A 17,661-nucleotide genomic window follows, 5' to 3' on the forward strand; every position below is an offset into this window, starting at 1 on the left:
TCGAAAAGCAGATCCATGCGATGGATCGAAGTCGCGGGCAGGGCGTTTTGGAGAGGGGAAGCCACAATGGCGTCGCTCGGTCAGCGTCTTTTTTTGCCGAAAGGAATACGTTGGACAACACAGAGCTTTTAGCAGAACTGCGGTCGCAACTGCGGGCCCTCATCACGTCGAACTATGCGGACCTTACGCAACAGTTCGGCGACATCTGCGGTTATGCGATTTGTGCGCCTCCGTATTTCGAGCACATCTTTCCGGCCTATCAGCGCGCGTCCGCGTTGCAGAAATGTGCAACCGATTCCCTGGGACTGAATGCGCATTTCCCGCCGCAATGGCAGTCCATTGGGACGCAAATGTTTGATGCCAAATTCAATGAACTCACTTCACTGATCTCAGAACGCCGATGCGACAACGAAAGCCTTGAGGCAACTGCGGTTTTTAATACGATACTCGATGTCTTGATCGACGTTGAACACGACGGTGTTTTCGGGCCACGATCAGGTGAGCGGTTTGTGACGATGTGGGACGTGGGTGGAGACGAGTCAATGATTCTCGCAGCCTCCCAAAAACTGAATTCAGCAACAGTCCACGCATCCGCCATGGAAACATTTGGCGTCGAATCCTCGTGAGCGGCGAACCATGCAAATCACCGGAGGGCGAGTCGATTGTCTTCTGGCCTGTCTTTGCGATTCGTTTTGCCGGCGCGGGATGCGATGATGCGGCGGATGTACTTATGGCATTCGTTAGATCGCTTGGCTCCGACGACCTCAAGTTGTGATTGAAAGTGAGTTGCCCCTTTTAACAGCGGTTTTGCGATATTCCTACCGGCTTTGTTGACCACAAACCGCGAGGAAACGCGATTCGTTGGCTCAGTTACAATGAGCGTTTTCACGAATAGTTCGATGGGGCATTTGCGCCGGATCGGTAGGGAGAACGCATGTATCGCGTAGCAGTTGGGATTGTTTGGTCACTCACGTTCTGGTTGGTGTCCGTCGGTGCTCAGGATGGACTTTCAAGCTCGGAGCGACTGTGGACGGATTCGACCGGTCGCTTCCAGGTGAAGGCGAAACTGATTCGGAAAGATCCGACGCAGGTCGTTCTGAAGAAGAGCGACGGACGGACGATCGAAATTCCTATCGCCCGTCTTAGCAAAGCAAACCAAACCTATCTAAAGCAGTTGAAAACGCCTGCGGAAGGCGACGCGAAACCACTTTCAACAGAAAGTCTGATTGACGGTCCGCAGAAGCCTGTTGATTCAAAACTGAGTCTCGGTTCGGCCCGCCGTTTGGACTACTCTCAGCCCATCTGGAACGTCAAAGTTGCCAGTGCGCAATCGCCGAGCAACGGGTCACGTACGATCAGTTTGCCGAAGCCACATGGCCGCCGACAGCCTCATGCGATCAATGGTCTGTTTAGGAAAGCCGCCGTCAGCGATGTGAGCGGTTCGGGCGCATCCGCTCAGACACGCCTCTTGGTCGGCGACTTTCGATCGGGGGAACTGACCGAGCTACCACCAGAAACCGGTGCAGCGATGCACCCGGTTGCCCTTCTGGGAGACGGGACCACGATCGTGATGGTTGGGACAGGAAAAGACGGGACAACTTCGACGGCGGACCTGCAATCCTGGCGCGTCAAAAACGGTGTGCTTCAGCGGGGCGAAATCTGGACGCCCTACGCTGACCGACGCAACAGTACCATACGGTTTGCGACGGCAGGCCCCGGAAACAGTCTGATCACCTGCAGCAAAGGTGGCCATGTGGTGGCCTGGGAGATGCCAAGTCGACGAGCGATGTGGCAAATCGAAATGGGGTCGCCGCCTTACTGGCACACGACGGAAGACCAATCTCGGTTGGCCATCGCATCGGCGACGCAACTTGTCATCGTCGATCTTTCCGATGGCAAGATTGTCGGTTCGCAGCCGCTGAGTGTACTTGGGCGTATCAGCTATCCCAAGCTTTCGTTCAATCCCAGTGAAGACAAACTGTATCTGTCATCGATCGGGCGCGTGCTGATTTTGGATTTGCAGAGCAACCGGTGGATTCAAGATATAGACGTAAGCGGCGTTGGCACCAGCAACGGAGCGATCTTTTGCGACGACAAATACGTTTTGATCGATGGCAGCAGTCTGGTCGACTGGCGCAGCGGTGCGAAGGTCGCCCGGTACAGCGGATTGGGTGCTCCGCTCCAGGCGGGCCACTTCACCTACGTCGTCTCTGACACAGAAATGCGGATGATCGATCTGCCTTTGGCGGAATCCGCGGGCAAGCCTGCGGATTCGTCTGCTGGCCAACCTGCCAAATCAGAGGGGCGCCCCCAAACGATCGCCATGGATCGCGCCCAAGTTGGCAGCGCCCTGGGTGGCAGCGGGGAAGGCAACAGCGCTGACATAAACAAGCAGGCCGCCGGTCTGATAGGTCGGTGGCAGATACAGGCAGAAGATTCGTATGGCAGTGGGAACATCGGAAAGAGCCGTAGCACCTATCGGTTTGCCACCGACAAGACCTACGAAGTCTACTCCACTTTGACCGTGTTAATTGCAGCAACTGGAAAGCAGGTTTACACCGTGACTAGTCGCGAGCAGGGGACATGGACTCAACAGGGAAAAGAGATTTGCTTGACAGAAAAGGAGAGCAAACTGGTCGAATTTAAGTCCGCAACATCGGCCGTAACACGCGAGACATTTGAAACCGCGATTGCGAAAAAGGCACCGCCGGTGACGTACACCATTCTTTCGCAAGACGCAAAGACAGTGAAGCTAGGTCTTGCAGGGGGCGGTGGCACAATGGTGCTTCAGCGAGTTGACTAGATTCCTAATGCGAAACGGCGTTTTGGCATCGTTCGACGTCGCCGTGCTGAAATCCCAGCGACGCGAATCGATTCAGGTTCGAATCGACGTATTTAGTCGGTGTGTTTTTTGTTCTCGGTTTCTATTGCTTCTTGGGCTGGAGAAAGACAATGCAGGATGGATTGCCGACCGGGACGTACTGCTCTGTGAATTTGAGTTTGCCGCTGTCTTGGTTGACTTGGAAGATAGCGATGTTGTCTGCTCGCTGATTGCACGAGTAGAGAAACTCGCCACTGGGATCAAAGGCGAAACTGCGAGGATAGTTGCCTCGCGTCCAGGTGTAGTCAACGAATTGCAATTGGCCATCAGCGCCCACGGCGAAGATTCCGATACTGTCGTGAAGTCGATTGCCGGCGTAGACGAACTTGCCATCTTGGGAAACAAGAATCTCGGAACAGAAATTACTGCCTGCGTACGTGGGTGGCAGGGTCGAGATCGTCTGGCGATTGGTGAGTTTTCCGGTGGAGGATTCGTAATCAAAGAGCGCGATCGTCGAACCCTCTTCTTGAATCGAATAGAACCAACGCCCGTGAGGATGAAAATGAAAATGACGCGGGCCATCTCCAGGCGGAAGACTGACGACGTGGTTTTTGCCGGGCGAGAGTGTTCCGTCGACGGCGTTGAATTTCCAGACATAGATTTTGTCTAATCCCAGGTCGACATGAATCACGAACTGACCGCTGGGATCGGACTGAATCATGTGGGCGTGCGTGCGGTCATGGCCGCTAAATGCAAAGCTGCCCTGAGGAGCATTGGTCGCTCGGGTGGGGCCGATTGGACCGGAGTCATTCTGGATATCGGTCGCGTTTCCCAAACTGCCATCGGACTGAATCGGGAGTACCGACACGGAGCCTGCAAAGTAGTTCGCCGCAAAGAGGTATTTGCCACTCGGGTGAATGCTAACGTAAGTCGGGCCCGCGCCACCGGCATCCACGGTGCCCAGTGGCCGGAGGTTTCCGTCGGTCGGGTTGATTTCAAAGGAGCTGATCGAACCATGCTTGTCCTTTCCGAACCGATCCGTTTCGTTGGCTGAATAAAGCCGAGTGCCGTCCGAGTTGATCGCAAGATGACTTGGGCTGGTTCCCAGCGGGAATGTCCCACGTGGAACGAGTGCGCCGGTGCTCCGATTCACTTCGAAAATGTGAATGCCTGCTCCGTTGCCGGGAGGAAGATCTACTTGAGTCGGCAGGGTGTCTTTGAGCGGCGAGCTGAACGTTCCGACGTAGGCAAACAAAGGGCGCTCGGGATCGTCTGCCATAAGCGCAGCGGGCGAGGCAAGCAGGCAGGTTGCCAACAGACATAATCCAGCAAGAAGCTTTGAATAGAAACCTGGCTGAGTGACATTCATGTGATTTGATCGGTGGAGGGGCTGAGGCGGGAGGACAAGATGCGTCGCCATTCTACGCCAATCTGGCGAGGTGTTCTGCATGCGTTTCGCAAGCATGAAAGGGGGGCGTCTGAGTAAAAAAAATCTTGGTTCGCATTTTGATCCGACGGATGCATTAGCACAAAGTAAAGGCGTATTGATCTGCAAACGGGAGCAAAAATGCGCGGTACCGAAACGGAGGTGAACTTGGCAAACCAAGCTATTCGCTGGCACACGTGTTAGACTCTGGCTTGGATCGGTGTTTTTTCTTTCTGCGTCGGAGATAGTTTGATGAAGTCGGTAGTAAGGCAGGCAGGACTCGTTGTGTTTTTGATGTTCTTGATTCCGTGCACGACGGTTTCGGCTCAGTTGTCCGGCATTGGGCAGGTGTTGGAACGGGCCAATCAAACGGCGTCCAGCGTTGCTGGCACAAAGAGCTTGGAAGAGTTTCGCACTTGGGTAAACGCCTATGTCGCCAATCCCCAAGGCGATGTGCTAGTTCCTTTGAAATGGTTTGATGAGCACTTCGACGCCGAAACTGCGCGGGCTTTGAAAACTGAGTATCGTCAAGCAGCGTCGATGTACTCTGGCATCGGGAACTTGGTCGCCAAACAAAAGGCTCAGGGAAAGACCAACTTGGAACTTGCCATGCATACCAAGGCCATCGACCCCACGGCGACGGGCTGGCAGAACGCAGCACTTCAGCGAATGACCAAACCGACGCCGTTGTATTCGCTGCGGATGGTCCGCCCGGGCGCAACGAGCGGTTTCAGCTTGGTTTCGTTTGTTTATGTCGATGGCCGGTTTGCGTTTGCAGGAAAGCTGAGCGCACTGCATGATCCCCAAGACGATTTAGCCACCAAGATTCTTTGCACGACCGCAATCGAAAAGATGGAAAAAGTGTTGCAGGAAAAAGGCCTGATCAAATCGTCGGCAGTGGAACATCTGAAGCAAGCCGGTGTGCTGAAGTAGCGTTGACTGATGGCTCGTTGGGGATTGCCCGCCAGTGTTAGCGAGAGGCTTTAGACGCTGGCAATCCGCTACATCGCAATCCGCTAAATGACAACGCGGGTACGTTGGGTTGAAATATTGCGGCTGGGCCCAACGTCTGGGCCGGCCCATTTAGCCGCGTGTGGGGCGGACGTCTTCGAGCTGTTTTTCGAGCACTCGCATGCTGCGGCTTAGGAGGACGCGGATGGCGACGTCAGTTTTGCCGAGCGCTTTTGCGATTTCCTTGGTCGGTTTGCCTTCGGCGTATCGCATTCGAACGGCTCTTTTTTGTTCTTCGCTTAGTTCCGAAATGGCTTCGTTCATTCGTACCATGCGGATGTCGCGGCTAACTGCGGCACTGGGCGACGTCATACTGGCCGAAAGCAGCGCCTCCATGCCCAACGATGAACTGGCACCACTTCCACCTGAATTGCTGTTGATCGATTGTTGTCGGCTGACGTCGCGACGTTGGGCATCGAAATGAAAGCGGTGTGCATCGACGACGCGGCGGCGGGCGATTTGCTGCAGCCATTGGTACGGTTCGTATTCTTCCATCGGCGCGGTCGGTAAACTGGTCAGGGCAGTGGCAGATACTTCTTGGACCAAGTCATCGATCTCGACCACCGCCAATAAATGTTCGCCCGTGATCGAGCGGATGAAACCGGCCAGGCGGTCGCGGTTTTGATTGATTAATTCGGCCAGTGCTTGCGGATCACGTTGTTTGATACGTTGGACCAAATCGGCATCAAAGTCGCCGGCGTCGGCATCGTCGGCATCGTTCGGCGGGGTTGGGGGCGATTGATTCATGTCGATGTCGTCCTTGGGCGGTGGATTTGGCAGCTACGGCGATGAGAAAGAACTCGCAAGAAGATCGTCCGGACCAATGATCTTGCTTTGAAAACCGAATCGTCATTCTCAGGCCGATTCTTAGTATAGAACGGGTAAATGAGTTGGGAGTTCTCTGCAAGCGAGAAGTGTTTAGAATTGTGACAGCAATGATTGCCCGTTTTCGTTTTTTTCCCCTGGCCGTTCATGTCGGATCCATCGCCAGACACCTCCAGGGATTTGCCGATGAAAGATGAAGCAGTGAACGGAGGGCCACCGCCAGCCTCCGGTCTATCACCGTGCGATCCTGCCGAAATCGACGTGATTTTGGAACGGTGCTTGGAGCGATTTGCCGAGGTGGCTCCATTGCGAGATCTTTCGCAGCTACGGCGTTACCTTCCCGAAGCGGATCCGCAAACGGTCAAGTTCGTTTTGATCGAGTTGATCAAGTTAGATATGGCGATGGTGTCGGAAACCGGCACGGTGCCACCGATCGAATTTTACTTAGAAGCGCTGCCAGAGTTTTTACCAAGCGGCGAAGTCCCGGTTGATTTGGTGATGGAGGAGGTGCAGCTGCGACGTGAGTCGGGCGAGACGCCCACGCAAGATGAATACAAAAATCGGTTTCCGCAGTTTGATTCGGTCATTGTGCAGCTGGTAGGCGTGGCGGAGGCGACAGCGGCGGTCAAGAATCGCGCGGCGCCACCGGAATTAGAGATCGGCAGCCAGATCGACGACTTTTTGATTGTGCAGACGTTGGGAAGCGGAGCGTTTGCGCATGTTTATCTGGCCAGACAACTTTCAATGGCTCGGCTGGTGGCGCTAAAGGTGTCGCGTGGTACCGGTGACGAACCGCGTGCTCTGTCGCAGTTTGATCATCCCAATATCGTCAGGGTGTTTGATCAACGCGAATTGGATCAGCCATCGGTGCATTTGCTGTACATGCAATTTCATCCCGGTGGCACCTTGGCAGAAGTGGTCCGGGCGGTTCGAGGCGTTGAAGCGAATCAGCGCGACGGCACGCTACTGCTGGAGACGGTCGATGAGCAACTTTTGAAACTGGCTCAGATTGTTCCCGAGCGTTCATCGGTACGCAAATGGCTGAGCGAGGCACCGTGGCCGATCGTGGTGGCGTGGCTTGGCATTCAATTGGCACGGGCACTCGATGATGCGCACGGCCGCGACGTGATGCACCGGGACGTCAAACCAGCCAACGTTTTGCTGTCCAACGAAGGCATTCCCAAGTTGGCGGATTTTAATGTCAGCTACGCGGGCGCGGCTGGGCGTGCGGGGGCGGCAGCCAGTTTTGGCGGTTCTATCGGGTACATGTCGCCGGAGCATTTGCGAGCGATCAGCGCGCGGCTGATGGATGAACCGGAAGAGGTGCGTGAGAAAGCTGATTTGTATTCGTTGGCGATATTGCTGTGGGAATTGTGGCAGGGCCAGCGGCCGTTTGTCGCCGATGCATCGCCGTCGTCGTGGAGCGAAGCGGTATGGCAGCAGCTGAATTCACGAGGCGATCCGCCGTCGGAACCACAACGCATCGGCACTGCGCCTGAGCGAGTTTTGGAATCGACGCTACGCAAAGCGTTGGCGTTTGACCCAGAAGATCGTTTGTTGTCGGGGGCCGAGATGGCCGGTCGGCTGACGCTGGCGTTGCATCCCGACGCGGCAAAACTGTTTGATCCAGGCAAAGAGACGTGGCGTTACAAGATTCTTCAGTGGTCGCCGTGGATGGTGCCCATGACGGTGGTGCTCGTACCCAATTTGTTCGTCATGCTATTCAACTTTGTCTACAACTACTATGCGCTGTTGGGGAAGCATGGCGATCGGGACAAACCCGACGATTACATCCCGGGGCTAAGAGAATTTTTTGAAAGCTTTGCCTTTTGGGTGTCTGCGGTTTGTTTAGGTGTCGGCATCTACTTCATGGTCAAACTGACCAAGGCATTTGTCGCGGCCATCCGAAACGCTGAGTCGGGAGAACCTGCTGGCGAACGTTCGATTCGTTCGATTATGAACTTGGGCCAAAATGGGGCGTTAATTGGCGGCACGCTTTGGGCGATTGCAGGTCTGGTTTACCCTTTCACTTTGCTGACCCGGTTCCCCGATCTAGAGATGGGCGAAGCGGTTCGTTTTTTCTTTTCGTTGGTGATCTGTGGCGGTGTCGCGGCGATCTATCCGTATTTTGGAATGACGATTCTGGGGACGTTGATTTACTATCCGCGATTGATCAAAAATTCGATGCAGGACACGGCTTTTTCGGATCGGTTTTCGTTAGTCGTTCGTCAAAGTGAACGTTTTATGTGGGCGGCGGTCGCGGTCCCTTTGGTCGGCGTCGCGCTGCTGACCTATAGCGACAATGAAGAAAAAAACGTGGTGTTTAGTGCGGTGGTCGCAAGTGGCGCGGGCATGTTTTTGGCGTACTACGCGTACCGATTTGTCAATCGAATTTGGTTGGACATGGCGCGAGTGCTTTCCAAAGAACATGCTTCGTTGATTCCAGGGTTGGGTTCAGATGATTGATTTTGAGTTGATCGACGGGCCGTTCGGAGTGCCAATTTATTTTCAGCATCTGAACGTCAATACTGTCTCGCTGAATCTGGTGATGTTTGTCGGAAGCGCCGATGATGACGTAGGCGGTGGTCATGGGATCTATCATTGGTTTGAACACTTACCGTCGCGTGGCACCGAAAAATTCCCTGGTGGTTACCGAGATACGGAAGCCAGACTGGTCCGGCACGGTGGTGCGGCCGATGCCGAGACGGGCTACACGCACACGTCGTTCAGTGCAGATGTGCCTCGGCGGGTTTGGGCCGAAGCGCTGGACGTGTTGGTCGATATGATGGGACGCCCGCTGCTGCGGACAAGCGACATCGAAGCGGAGCGCGAAATCATTTTGCAGGAGATCGACGAATGGCATTCAGGGCCCTCGTCACACTCGTTGTGTCAGTTGCCTGAAGTCCTTTGGCCCGGGCATCCACTGGGACACGATCAGCTGGGGACGCGTGACACTTTGGCCGGCATCGATCCGGCGTTACTCCGTCAGGCTCATCAGTTGGGTTATTCCCGCGGTCGCTGCGCTGTGTTTGTTGCGGGCAATTTACCCAAGTCCGAATTAATTGATGTGGTCGGCAAACACATCGAACGGTTGCCCAAGGGGGACATCAGCACGCGCAAATCTGCGGCCAAGTACGGTGAATTGCCCGACTGGCAAGCCGGCGCGAAAACGCAGGTTGATATGCCACACGACGATTCGGTGGTGTACCTGCTGTTTCCGATCGAGTCGCTTGATCAGGGCGAGAGCAAGCTATTGGAATGGGATTTTTTGTCGGACGTCTTTTCTGCGGGTGATCTTGGTTCTCCGTTGCAACGGTTGGTGCGTGAAGATTCGCGGTTGGCGTACTCGCCGGAATTTATCAGCGCCACTCATCCCGATGGTGGGTACGCCGGTTTGGTCGCCCAAACCAGTGCTGAACCGGAGCGAGTTTTGGAGGCATTCTGGAAGCTGATCGAGAGCGACGAGCTACGGTCACGAGAGTGGTTGGATTATGTTCGTGACACTATCCGAGGCAGCATCGAAATGCATGATCCCGATGCCGGCGAGTACACCAGCGAGGCCAGTGCATCGCTGATCCACTACGGTCGCTGTTTTAGTGACAGCGAATACGCGGCCGCGATGCTAGGCTACCGTGATGAAGATGTAGCCCAGTGGTTGGAACGACTGACGCAAGACCAGGCTCACGCCGTCGTGTTTCGCGGCAGAGGGTGATGACCTGGGGGCGAATACTTACGCTTCAGGAGCATCTTCAGGCGAATCGTCCGAACTATCAGCCGCTGCTTTGTCTTCAGCTGGCTGGTCCTGATCTTCTTGACGAACTTCATTGGCCGCGTCACCCAGAATACCGTTGGGGCTTAGTTTAAATCGCTTGCCGTCCAATTCGATCTCGACGTATTTGGCCGTGATCTCGGTGACTTTTCCGTTGACGCTGCCGATTTGGAATTCGTCATCGACTCGTAATTTAAGCGTTTTGCCTCGCGTGCGGACATTCATCCACGCAGTCCAATCGTCACGTCCTTGCACCAAGCCAGTCAGGACGGTTTGCGACGCGTCGTCGAACTTGGGTTTGATCGTGGGCGGTGTGACCTTGGGCGGGTCGACAATCCGGACACTCAGTTTTTGGTCGACCGTACGACGCGGGTAGCCCGAGTCCATCGCGCGAACGATGACTTCAAACGCGTTTTTTTCGCTCGAATTGATTTGCAGCGTCCCGCTTCGTTCGTCCAACCGGACAACGCCTTCGGGACCTTCGACCAATTCGTAGGTCACGCGATGGTTTTCGGGATCTTTGAAGGTCAGCGGAATCGGCGTGGCTTTGTTCACATAAGCTTCGACCGATTCTTTGCCTGTGAATTTGGGTGCTTGATTGGTTGGTTCAAATAGGTTGCGATTCAGGATCGGGTCGCTGTAAGCAACGGGATCGGGATCGACCCGCCACGACAAACTACCTGGTTTGGGCGAATCGACGGGCACGTTGTTCAAGCTGATCGCATCGACGTTAAGCTCCAGATCGAAGCCACCTTCTTTACGTGGCTTCAGATTCATCTGGCGAATGCGGTGCAGGTAATCCTTGGCGTAAAACGAGTGCAGAAGGTCAAGGATATTTTGTAAGCCGGCATTTCCGGTCACCCGAAAACTGTGTTTGTTGTACAGGTCGCCCACTGGCAACGAAGTCGATGGGTCGACATTGGCCGCCGACAAACGGTTTGCTTGGACCATGTCGAGCAACCATTTCGAATACTCGCTGCGAGCCCGTTCGATGTTGCCCGGTAGCGAGCGAATGTAGTATTCGCCCATCTGGCCGTCGGCGCGAGCGCCTTCGAACTGTTCTTGCAACAGCTCCAATTTTCGCTTTTGCAGCGACGTGATTTGGTTTTGACGCATTTCGACCGCGCCACGGTATTTATTGAAACCCCAATAGATCACCATGAAAACCAGCAGGCCACCGACGGCAATCGCTAAGACACGTTCACGTTGAGTCATACTTGTGCCTCCGTCGTTGTTTCTGTTTCTTGGTTGGAATCGGAATCGTTAGTCGTCGTGTCAGCTTCGATTCCCGTCGACTTGTCGGTCTCGGTGCCACCTGATTCTGGACTATCTGGCTCGGCATTATCCGATTCGGGCGGTTTCAATCCGGCGTATCGAAGTTGGCGAACGTAGTCCGATGGCACAGTGACTTTCTCGGTGTAGTTCCACCGATACTTGTCTTTGGCCCGCTCGTCGGCTTTGGATCCGTCGCCAACGATTTGGTGGGATTCGTCGCGAACGGCAGCCTCGAATTCGTCGATGACTTTGGGATCGGTCACGCCGCCTACTAGCGTCAGCGTTCCACCGCCGTTTCGTTGGTCGGTTGTACCGGAAACGGATCGAACGATCATGCTGTCCGAATCAGGCATCAACGCAACCAAACGTCGCAGTTCGTCCAGCCAGTTCACGTCGCCATCTAAGAATTGATCGACACGTTCGGTTCGCTCCACGCTCTTTCCTGCTTCCTTGACCGGATTGGCCATTTCGGCATTGGCTTGTTTGATGACGGCGATCTCGGCATCCAAGTCACTCAAACGCTTGTAGGCAAAGAAACCGATCAGCAACACCGCTGCAATCGGTCCGCCAATCATCAGGGCACGTTTGAGTCGGCTGGTTTCTTTGATCACTCGTTTGCGAGGATTCATGAAATCGATCAGCCGATGACTGCCGACTTCATCACATTGCAGCAAACCAACCAGCGGAGCCAAGCGGCCAACGTGTTGTGGCAATTTGGATTTGACGTCGCCACCGGTGTTCACCAAATCAAACGGGTTGACCACCGAGACGTTGGCGCCGGTGGCTTCGGTCAGCTGCACGACATCATCTTGATGGATGTCAGCGCGTCCCCAGAGGATCACTTGATCGGGTGAGCCAGTCGAGCCGCAGGCCATCAGGCTGCGTCGTAATTCGCCGACTAATGCTGTGGATCGTGATTGAGGATTGGTTGGTAGCCGAACGGTGCGAACAAATACCACCTTGCGGTCGCGAGCGACGACGATTTCGGCTTCTTCGGACAACAGGTCGACCAGGACGGTTTCGCCTTTGATCGTTTTGTTGTTGGCCAAGTAAAGCGATGCAGCGGCTAGCGGTCGCAGGGCAATTCGCTTGGTCGTCAGGTCAGCGACTTGGCAGATGTGCTGGATTTCTTTCAGGCTGCCTGGCCCGACGGCAGCAGCCAGCATCGAAATCGTGTTGTTTTCGCGTTTGGTGACTAGGTAGTCGACGGTCGCGCTTTCGCCTGCGGATGCAAACGAGCGAATGGCCTGGAAACGGACCATGTCGGGAAGTTCGTCGTCGGGAACTTCTGGTAGCTCCAGATCGCGCAGTTCCGCTTTGCCACGACCGATCGCGATCAGGGCTTCGGTCTTTTCGAGCCCGCGGTCTTGGATGGCTTTTTGAAGCGTCGGTGTGATCGCTCCGTCAATGATGGGGATGACCGCTGCGTCGGTGATTTTGACCGTCGTGCCGGAGCACTGCGCAGCGACGAGTCGAAGTTCGGACTCGTCCCAGTCGATGGCTAATTTTTTTGGCATGGATGTATCTTAATCAAGCCGGATGCGGGATCAGTGAAAATTTGTGTCGAGTTGAGTTTGTCTTGGTGTTGTCACTGCGCGATCATTGCGCGGTTGCGGCATCGACGGCCGAACGCAGTCCCAGTACCGACAGATCAAAGCCGCGTCCGAGGTGCGTTAGGTCGCGCCAGAAGACGACTTTGGGATTCACGGTGGTGGCGTCAATGATGTATTCGCTGCGATGTGCTGCACCGCCTTTTTCAAAATAGCCGACGATTTGTGCTCGAAAAACATCGCCGCCGCACGTCAGCAGGGGCACCAAGGTACGCATTTCGTCAAGCGTCACGATGCCTTCGGTCATCAGCCACGTTTCGTGCCGCCGATTCGGGTCGTCCGAATCGACTTCGCGAGTATCCATGATCGCTTGAACTTGTTCTTCGGTCAGCAGTGACAGGCCGTAGAGGAGTTCGACGGGGCATTCGTTGATGTTCAAACGACCCGGCATGAAATCGCCTTCCTGGGTCGTTAGGGCATCCATGATGATGGGCAAATAGACGGCCATCGCAATTGGATTGTCGGCAAACGGCGAATTGTAGCTGCGGGCCTGGTCGCCTTGGCCGACCGTCACGGTTGATCCGACCAAGTCCAGGATTTGATTCAGTTTGACACCGCCGCCTCCGCTGAGATCCAGTTGATCCAGCAAATCGGCCGACCACTCGCCGCCAGACTGCGCGGCTGCGTTGTTATTGTTTCCAGCCGCTGCCGCATTTGCGGCGGTTGATTGACCGGCGATTCGGTAGGCAACGATGTAGCTGGCCATCGACTCATCGCCCAGTTGGGTGACCAGGGTTTCGTAGAGCGTTTCTAAGTCATCGTTGTTGACGTTGATTCGCAAGGCACCGGCAAACGTTTTGCTGGCTTCGCCGCCATGGATCGTCAAGTATTGTGCCCAACCAAGGGCGCCAGGCGTTTCGACGGTCGCAGAGTATCGCTGTTGTTCGTCCGGATCCAACACGCCGTTTCGGTTGCTGTCGGCACCGAAGAGCAGCGACGGAGTGACGCCGCGAACGAGCAACAGTTCTTCGACACTCAGGATGGGCCCGTTGGTCGGCGCGTAACGCGTGTTCAAACCAGCGTAGTAGTCGGCTTCACAGCCGTTGGGATCGCGGGGTTCATCGTCTTCGTCCAGCCAATCCAAGATGGCCGCGGCGGTGTCTTCGGTCATCCCAGGGAGTGACATCAGCATAGTGACGGCCAAGTTGTCGGTCTCGACGGGCGCATCGTCGGGGTCGGCGGTGAGTGTCAAAATCGCAGTGAGCGCGTCCGAGTTGGCTTCGATGATCGGCAACGCATTTACATTCAGCCGGGCCGATTCGTTTTGCAATCCAAATCGCAGCCCGGCAAGTTGTCCGTATTCATTCAAGCTGGGCGCGACCACTGAAAAATTGCAGGGTGTCGCACCATCGATCCCCATCGATACGGGAACAGCTTGGAAAAGATTGGCGTTGTTAAAAACACCGCCAGAGTCGACGCGGGCTTCCGGTGGGTCGGCCAAGATCAAACGGATGACTTCGGAGCCTGATTCGGCTGCTACACGAGCTTGGACCAAGTCGCCGGACAGATATGCGGATTTGTCAAACGCAACCATCAATCCCGTAAAGGACTGCACGGCCATGGTCGCGATCACGATCACGATCAGCACCAATACCAAGAAGAAGCCACGTCGTTTCGAGACTTTGTGGATCATATCGCCGCTCCTTCGTCTGTAAGTTCTTCCTCTTCCTCGATCGGTTTGGCCATTGGCAATCGGACAATATGCGAAAACACCCGCGTGGCACCTTCGTCGCCGATGCTTAGTCCCGCCGCAATCGCAGCGGCATTGGTCATCGTCAAATCAATCCGAATCGCGAGCGGCAATTCAACCAGTTCATCGCTACTCCATTCCAGTTGCCAGATGATGCCGTCGTAGTACTGAAACTCGATGGCCGCGACTTCAGGAGCAAGGAGTTCGCCGGTTTGAGCGAGCTGGCTTAGGTTGCCAGTTTCCGCGGCGTACTTGGTGACGGTGCGGTCCAGGACGCGGCGGACTAATCCGCCCGTCAAAGCGTTTTCGGTAGAAACAGTCGTTTCGGGGTTGATCGAATCGAGAGGATCCGTGACACCGGCGCCAGGCGACTGGACAAAGTAGGTGACGGTTTTGATGTCGCTGGGCACGTCGTCGATATTGGCCGAGTCCTGGTCCATCATTTGGTTGTATTCCTCTAAGCGAGGCAACCGGCTGGTGTCGATTTGAATCTGAAATTGGTTGCCGATCAGTCCAGGTGTTTCCAAAATGGCGGTGCCTGAAGTCAAATCGGGGGCTTCGACGGCCGGCTCGGTCATTTCGACATCGGTGATTCCGGCGGCTTCCAAACCAGGGTCTTGTTCGCCAGTGGCTTCGCCACCACCTTGCGCGGCCAAAACGGTTTCGAGCGCGGACATGTCCACGGGCTCTGGGTGCAGCGTGGCACGCAAGTCGTCTTCGATCATTTGAATGATGGCCGATGCAAGCTGAGTCTGTTGGATTTCTAAGTGAGCTCCATTCATGTCACGAGTGTAAAACTGAAACGCCCACCCGATCAGACCCATCAAAACGACCGCCATCGCCATCGTCAGCAATACTTCCAGCAGCGAAAAACCACGCCGAGCTTGAGCCGACGTTTGCACGCGAAATGCAGGGTTTGAATTGGTCGCTGGCATCATGATGGCTCCGTCGCGGTTCCAGCGGCTTCTTCCTTGGCGGCTTCCTCTTCCAATTCGGCTTCTGCCAAACCCAACTCTGGGTCAATCATCCAGCGGTCCAATGCATAAGTGGCAATGGGGCTGCCTGCGCTGTCCGACGCGATCGCCGAAACCCGGATCATCAACAGCCCGTCCATGCTGGCTGGCTGAACTTCGACGTTGTACGTAAACACAGTGAGCGAGGCGGAGTCAAACGGATCAGCGGGAACTTCAAAAACAGGTTGCGGTGTCTGACCCAATGTCGCATCAAGCAACACTTCGGAGAGTTTGGCTTGGCATAGGATGCGTGCCAGCGAAAGGTCGCGTGCTTCTCGCGCCGCATCGACTCCGGTGTCCGCGATCTGAGCGATAATGGCCAGTGATGCGCCCAGGATCGCCAAAGCCAGCATGATTTCTAGCAACGAAAAACCACGGCGACCAACGCGTCGGTACCGACTGGCGACGTATTGATCGGGGCGTTGTCGGTTGGCGCGGGATGGATTATCGCGGTGTGGATTGGCTTGGAGGCGGTTCGTTGGTGGTCGATCACTCACTGAGCTGCCTCCACTTGGCCAATGTTGACTTCGCCCGTGATGCCACGCAGTTTGACGGTGATGCGCCCGTGGACTGGATGCGTGAGGACGACAGCGGCGGTACTGGTGGTTCCGTCGGGATAGAATAGAACCGGTTGGCTCCAGCCAGATGATTGATCGCCAGCGGTTTGTTGCTCGATTTCGAAAGCCCGTGCTGCGGACACAACGGCCACGGTTTGGATGGCGATTTCTTCTGGAAGTTCAATCTCTTTGGCCGCTTCCTGGTCGACGGGGATGGCGACCATGGTGCCCGAGTCGGCACCGCTAAGCATTCCCGATTGCGACCCCGTCATATCGGATGCTTCGACGGCATCGCTCATGGAAAAATACGGACGCGTCCGCAGTTGACCTTGTTCCAGCATTGCGTCCATCATCATGACGCGGCCTTCGCGCATCGCCTGCAAACGCAGTTCCGTCATGTGAATGCGGACCAGATCGGCGCCGCGGATTAGACGACGATCACCCAAGACCAACCCGATCTGCGGAAGCGTCACGGCTGTCAGAGCCGCGATGATTGCGATCGAAAGCAGCAATTCCAGGAGAGTGAATGCTTGACGGTTAGGATGAAGAGAGATTTTCAAGGATTGGGTACGGAGTTGGCGCAGCAATGGACAGGGTGGGAATGATCACGTGACCGACCCGAAGCTGAAAGCAATCATCCCCGCAGAAACATCCCCCCGCCGCGATTAAATTGCCGCGATTAATATTTCGCAGCAGACTTTCTTTTTCGCGACTGACCTTCATTGTCGCAACTGATTCGGCGCGGTTGAAATAACCGCGGCCGAAACGTCGAGAACTGGATCGATCGAAATCGAATCAGTCGGTCACAATGATGTCGTCATCCGTGTTGACTTGTCCGTCGATTCCGCCACTGCGAAGCTCGAAGCCATTGCCATTGACGGCGTAGACAAAGGCATTGCCCCAAGCGTCATTTGGAATGTCCTTCATCATCGGATCGATCCACTTCGCTTTTTTGGCAGCGTCGCTGGGGCCGTCACGAAGCATCTCCAGAGTTTCTGGCAGACCATTCATTTTCAGCTGATACATCTGAAGAGTGGTTTTCAGCTGGTCCATCTGGACTCGAGTAGCGTCCGCGTCGGCAGATTTCTTGGCTCCGAGCATGTTTCCTCCGACAATGCCGCCCAAGACGACCAAAATTGCCAGCACGAGCAAAAGTTCCAGCAACGTGAAACCGCGGCGAGTGCGGGAAGAAGATTGACGGGAAAACGAACGGCGGGCGTTTTGGGTGTATCGCATCGGAAGGATTCGGTGGGGATTGAAATGGAGTAATGGTGATCAAGTCGTCGGCGTCGACGATTTTGACCGAATTTATTGTAGACCAGCTCAAAACGACCATCTGGAAACCATTCAAGGGTCGAACTGGTTCGTCGAACTAGTTTATCGAGCGGATTCAAGGTGTGATCGACTGCACTTGTATTCTAACCCTCTCAAGTTGGGAAGGTTTCGTCGTCCAATGAGCGGCGGATCGTCTGAGCGGCTGATTGCCTGGCGGGCTAAATGTCTGGCGGGCTGAATGTCTGAGCAAGACTGATCAATGCTAGTGAATGTCTGATGGGGGTCTTTCAGGTCGTAATCTACACTCCTGAACCTAAAATGCTTGTGAAACACGTCAATCTGCTGGCAAAACGGCCCGTTTTTGTTCGCATGACGCTCGCTAGATCGCA

15 protein-coding genes are annotated in these 17,661 nt (G+C 55.1%); 5 read left to right on the forward strand and 10 right to left on the reverse strand.

Annotated features, from left to right (window positions below):
- The first annotated feature begins 20 nt into the window (after positions 1-20).
- Positions 21-626, forward strand: a complete 606-nt coding sequence (locus K239x_RS06180; RefSeq protein ID WP_145416917.1) for a hypothetical protein — start codon at positions 21-23, stop codon at positions 624-626.
- A 17-nt stretch (positions 627-643) separates the two neighbouring features.
- Here the strand turns inward: K239x_RS06180 and K239x_RS06185 are convergent, their stop codons facing one another.
- The gene (locus K239x_RS06185; protein ID WP_145416918.1) at positions 644-889 is read right to left on the reverse strand and encodes a hypothetical protein; all 246 of its coding nucleotides are present in this window, start codon (positions 887-889) and stop codon (positions 644-646) included.
- A gap of 45 nt (positions 890-934) precedes the next feature.
- Here K239x_RS06185 and K239x_RS06190 point away from each other — a divergent pair, with 45 nt between their 5' ends.
- A complete protein-coding gene (locus K239x_RS06190) occupies positions 935-2,803 on the forward strand; it encodes an SHD1 domain-containing protein (RefSeq protein ID WP_145416919.1) in 1,869 nt (622 codons plus the stop codon).
- A 121-nt stretch (positions 2,804-2,924) separates the two neighbouring features.
- Here K239x_RS06190 and K239x_RS06195 read toward each other — a convergent pair whose 3' ends face one another.
- Complete coding sequence (locus K239x_RS06195; RefSeq protein ID WP_145416920.1) at positions 2,925-4,190, reverse strand: lactonase family protein; 1,266 nt, start codon at positions 4,188-4,190, stop codon at positions 2,925-2,927.
- A 309-nt stretch (positions 4,191-4,499) separates the two neighbouring features.
- Between K239x_RS06195 and K239x_RS06200 the strand changes: the two genes are divergently transcribed.
- Positions 4,500-5,180, forward strand: coding sequence for a hypothetical protein (locus tag K239x_RS06200; RefSeq protein ID WP_145416921.1), 681 nt, complete (start codon positions 4,500-4,502; stop codon positions 5,178-5,180).
- Between the two features lie 150 nt (positions 5,181-5,330).
- Here the strand turns inward: K239x_RS06200 and K239x_RS06205 are convergent, their stop codons facing one another.
- The gene (locus tag K239x_RS06205) at positions 5,331-6,005 is read right to left on the reverse strand and encodes an RNA polymerase sigma factor (protein WP_145416922.1); all 675 of its coding nucleotides are present in this window, start codon (positions 6,003-6,005) and stop codon (positions 5,331-5,333) included.
- 264 nt (positions 6,006-6,269) lie between these two features.
- Here K239x_RS06205 and K239x_RS06210 point away from each other — a divergent pair, with 264 nt between their 5' ends.
- Positions 6,270-8,549 carry a serine/threonine-protein kinase gene (locus K239x_RS06210; protein ID WP_145416923.1) on the forward strand — a complete coding sequence of 760 codons (2,280 nt, stop codon included), beginning with the start codon at positions 6,270-6,272 and terminating at the stop codon, positions 8,547-8,549.
- Positions 8,542-9,795 (forward strand): M16 family metallopeptidase, encoded by a 1,254-nt coding sequence (locus K239x_RS06215; protein ID WP_145416924.1) that lies wholly within the window; start codon positions 8,542-8,544, stop codon positions 9,793-9,795. The genes K239x_RS06210 and K239x_RS06215 overlap by 8 nt, the downstream gene beginning before the upstream one ends.
- 18 nt (positions 9,796-9,813) lie before the next feature.
- On the opposite strand, the gene K239x_RS06220 is transcribed toward K239x_RS06215, so the two are convergent.
- From K239x_RS06220 to K239x_RS06250, 7 genes are all read right to left on the reverse strand, one after another.
- Entirely contained in the window at positions 9,814-11,067 is a 1,254-nt protein-coding gene (locus K239x_RS06220; protein WP_145416925.1) for a cadherin repeat domain-containing protein, read from the reverse strand.
- Entirely contained in the window at positions 11,064-12,644 is a 1,581-nt protein-coding gene (gene pilM / locus K239x_RS06225; RefSeq protein ID WP_145416926.1) for a type IV pilus biogenesis protein PilM, read from the reverse strand. Before pilM ends, K239x_RS06220 begins: the two co-directional genes overlap by 4 nt.
- Before the next feature lie 82 nt (positions 12,645-12,726).
- Positions 12,727-14,370 (reverse strand): type II secretion system protein GspK, encoded by a 1,644-nt coding sequence (locus K239x_RS06230; protein ID WP_145416927.1) that lies wholly within the window; start codon positions 14,368-14,370, stop codon positions 12,727-12,729.
- Complete coding sequence (locus K239x_RS06235) at positions 14,367-15,365, reverse strand: prepilin-type N-terminal cleavage/methylation domain-containing protein (protein ID WP_145416928.1); 999 nt, start codon at positions 15,363-15,365, stop codon at positions 14,367-14,369. Before K239x_RS06235 ends, K239x_RS06230 begins: the two co-directional genes overlap by 4 nt.
- Positions 15,362-15,937: a type II secretion system protein gene (locus K239x_RS06240; protein WP_419189734.1), complete on the reverse strand. Its 576-nt coding sequence runs from the start codon at positions 15,935-15,937 to the stop codon at positions 15,362-15,364. The genes K239x_RS06235 and K239x_RS06240 overlap by 4 nt, the downstream gene beginning before the upstream one ends.
- Positions 15,934-16,557: a pilus assembly FimT family protein gene (locus K239x_RS06245; RefSeq protein ID WP_419189735.1), complete on the reverse strand. Its 624-nt coding sequence runs from the start codon at positions 16,555-16,557 to the stop codon at positions 15,934-15,936. The genes K239x_RS06240 and K239x_RS06245 overlap by 4 nt, the downstream gene beginning before the upstream one ends.
- A gap of 235 nt (positions 16,558-16,792) precedes the next feature.
- Positions 16,793-17,233 (reverse strand): type II secretion system protein GspG, encoded by a 441-nt coding sequence (locus K239x_RS06250; RefSeq protein ID WP_145416930.1) that lies wholly within the window; start codon positions 17,231-17,233, stop codon positions 16,793-16,795.
- Between the last annotated feature and the right edge of the window lie 428 nt (positions 17,234-17,661).

Source organism: Stieleria marina, from assembly GCA_007741555.1.
Lineage (GTDB): Bacteria > Planctomycetota > Planctomycetia > Pirellulales > Pirellulaceae > K23-9.

Excerpts from the sequence above, each read along its gene's own strand:
- pilM (WP_145416926.1), bottom strand. The coding sequence starts at position 12,644 with ATGCCAAAAAAATTAGCCATCGACTGGGACGAGTCCGAACTTCGACTC.
- K239x_RS06180 (WP_145416917.1), top strand. The coding sequence starts at position 21 with ATGGATCGAAGTCGCGGGCAGGGCGTTTTGGAGAGGGGAAGCCACAAT.
- K239x_RS06235 (WP_145416928.1), bottom strand. The coding sequence starts at position 15,365 with ATGATGCCAGCGACCAATTCAAACCCTGCATTTCGCGTGCAAACGTCG.
- K239x_RS06210 (WP_145416923.1), top strand. The coding sequence starts at position 6,270 with ATGAAAGATGAAGCAGTGAACGGAGGGCCACCGCCAGCCTCCGGTCTA.
- K239x_RS06230 (WP_145416927.1), bottom strand. The coding sequence starts at position 14,370 with ATGATCCACAAAGTCTCGAAACGACGTGGCTTCTTCTTGGTATTGGTG.
- K239x_RS06220 (WP_145416925.1), bottom strand. The coding sequence starts at position 11,067 with ATGACTCAACGTGAACGTGTCTTAGCGATTGCCGTCGGTGGCCTGCTG.
- K239x_RS06215 (WP_145416924.1), top strand. The coding sequence starts at position 8,542 with ATGATTGATTTTGAGTTGATCGACGGGCCGTTCGGAGTGCCAATTTAT.
- K239x_RS06195 (WP_145416920.1), bottom strand. The coding sequence starts at position 4,190 with ATGAATGTCACTCAGCCAGGTTTCTATTCAAAGCTTCTTGCTGGATTA.
- K239x_RS06250 (WP_145416930.1), bottom strand. The coding sequence starts at position 17,233 with ATGCGATACACCCAAAACGCCCGCCGTTCGTTTTCCCGTCAATCTTCT.
- K239x_RS06200 (WP_145416921.1), top strand. The coding sequence starts at position 4,500 with ATGAAGTCGGTAGTAAGGCAGGCAGGACTCGTTGTGTTTTTGATGTTC.
- K239x_RS06205 (WP_145416922.1), bottom strand. The coding sequence starts at position 6,005 with ATGAATCAATCGCCCCCAACCCCGCCGAACGATGCCGACGATGCCGAC.
- K239x_RS06190 (WP_145416919.1), top strand. The coding sequence starts at position 935 with ATGTATCGCGTAGCAGTTGGGATTGTTTGGTCACTCACGTTCTGGTTG.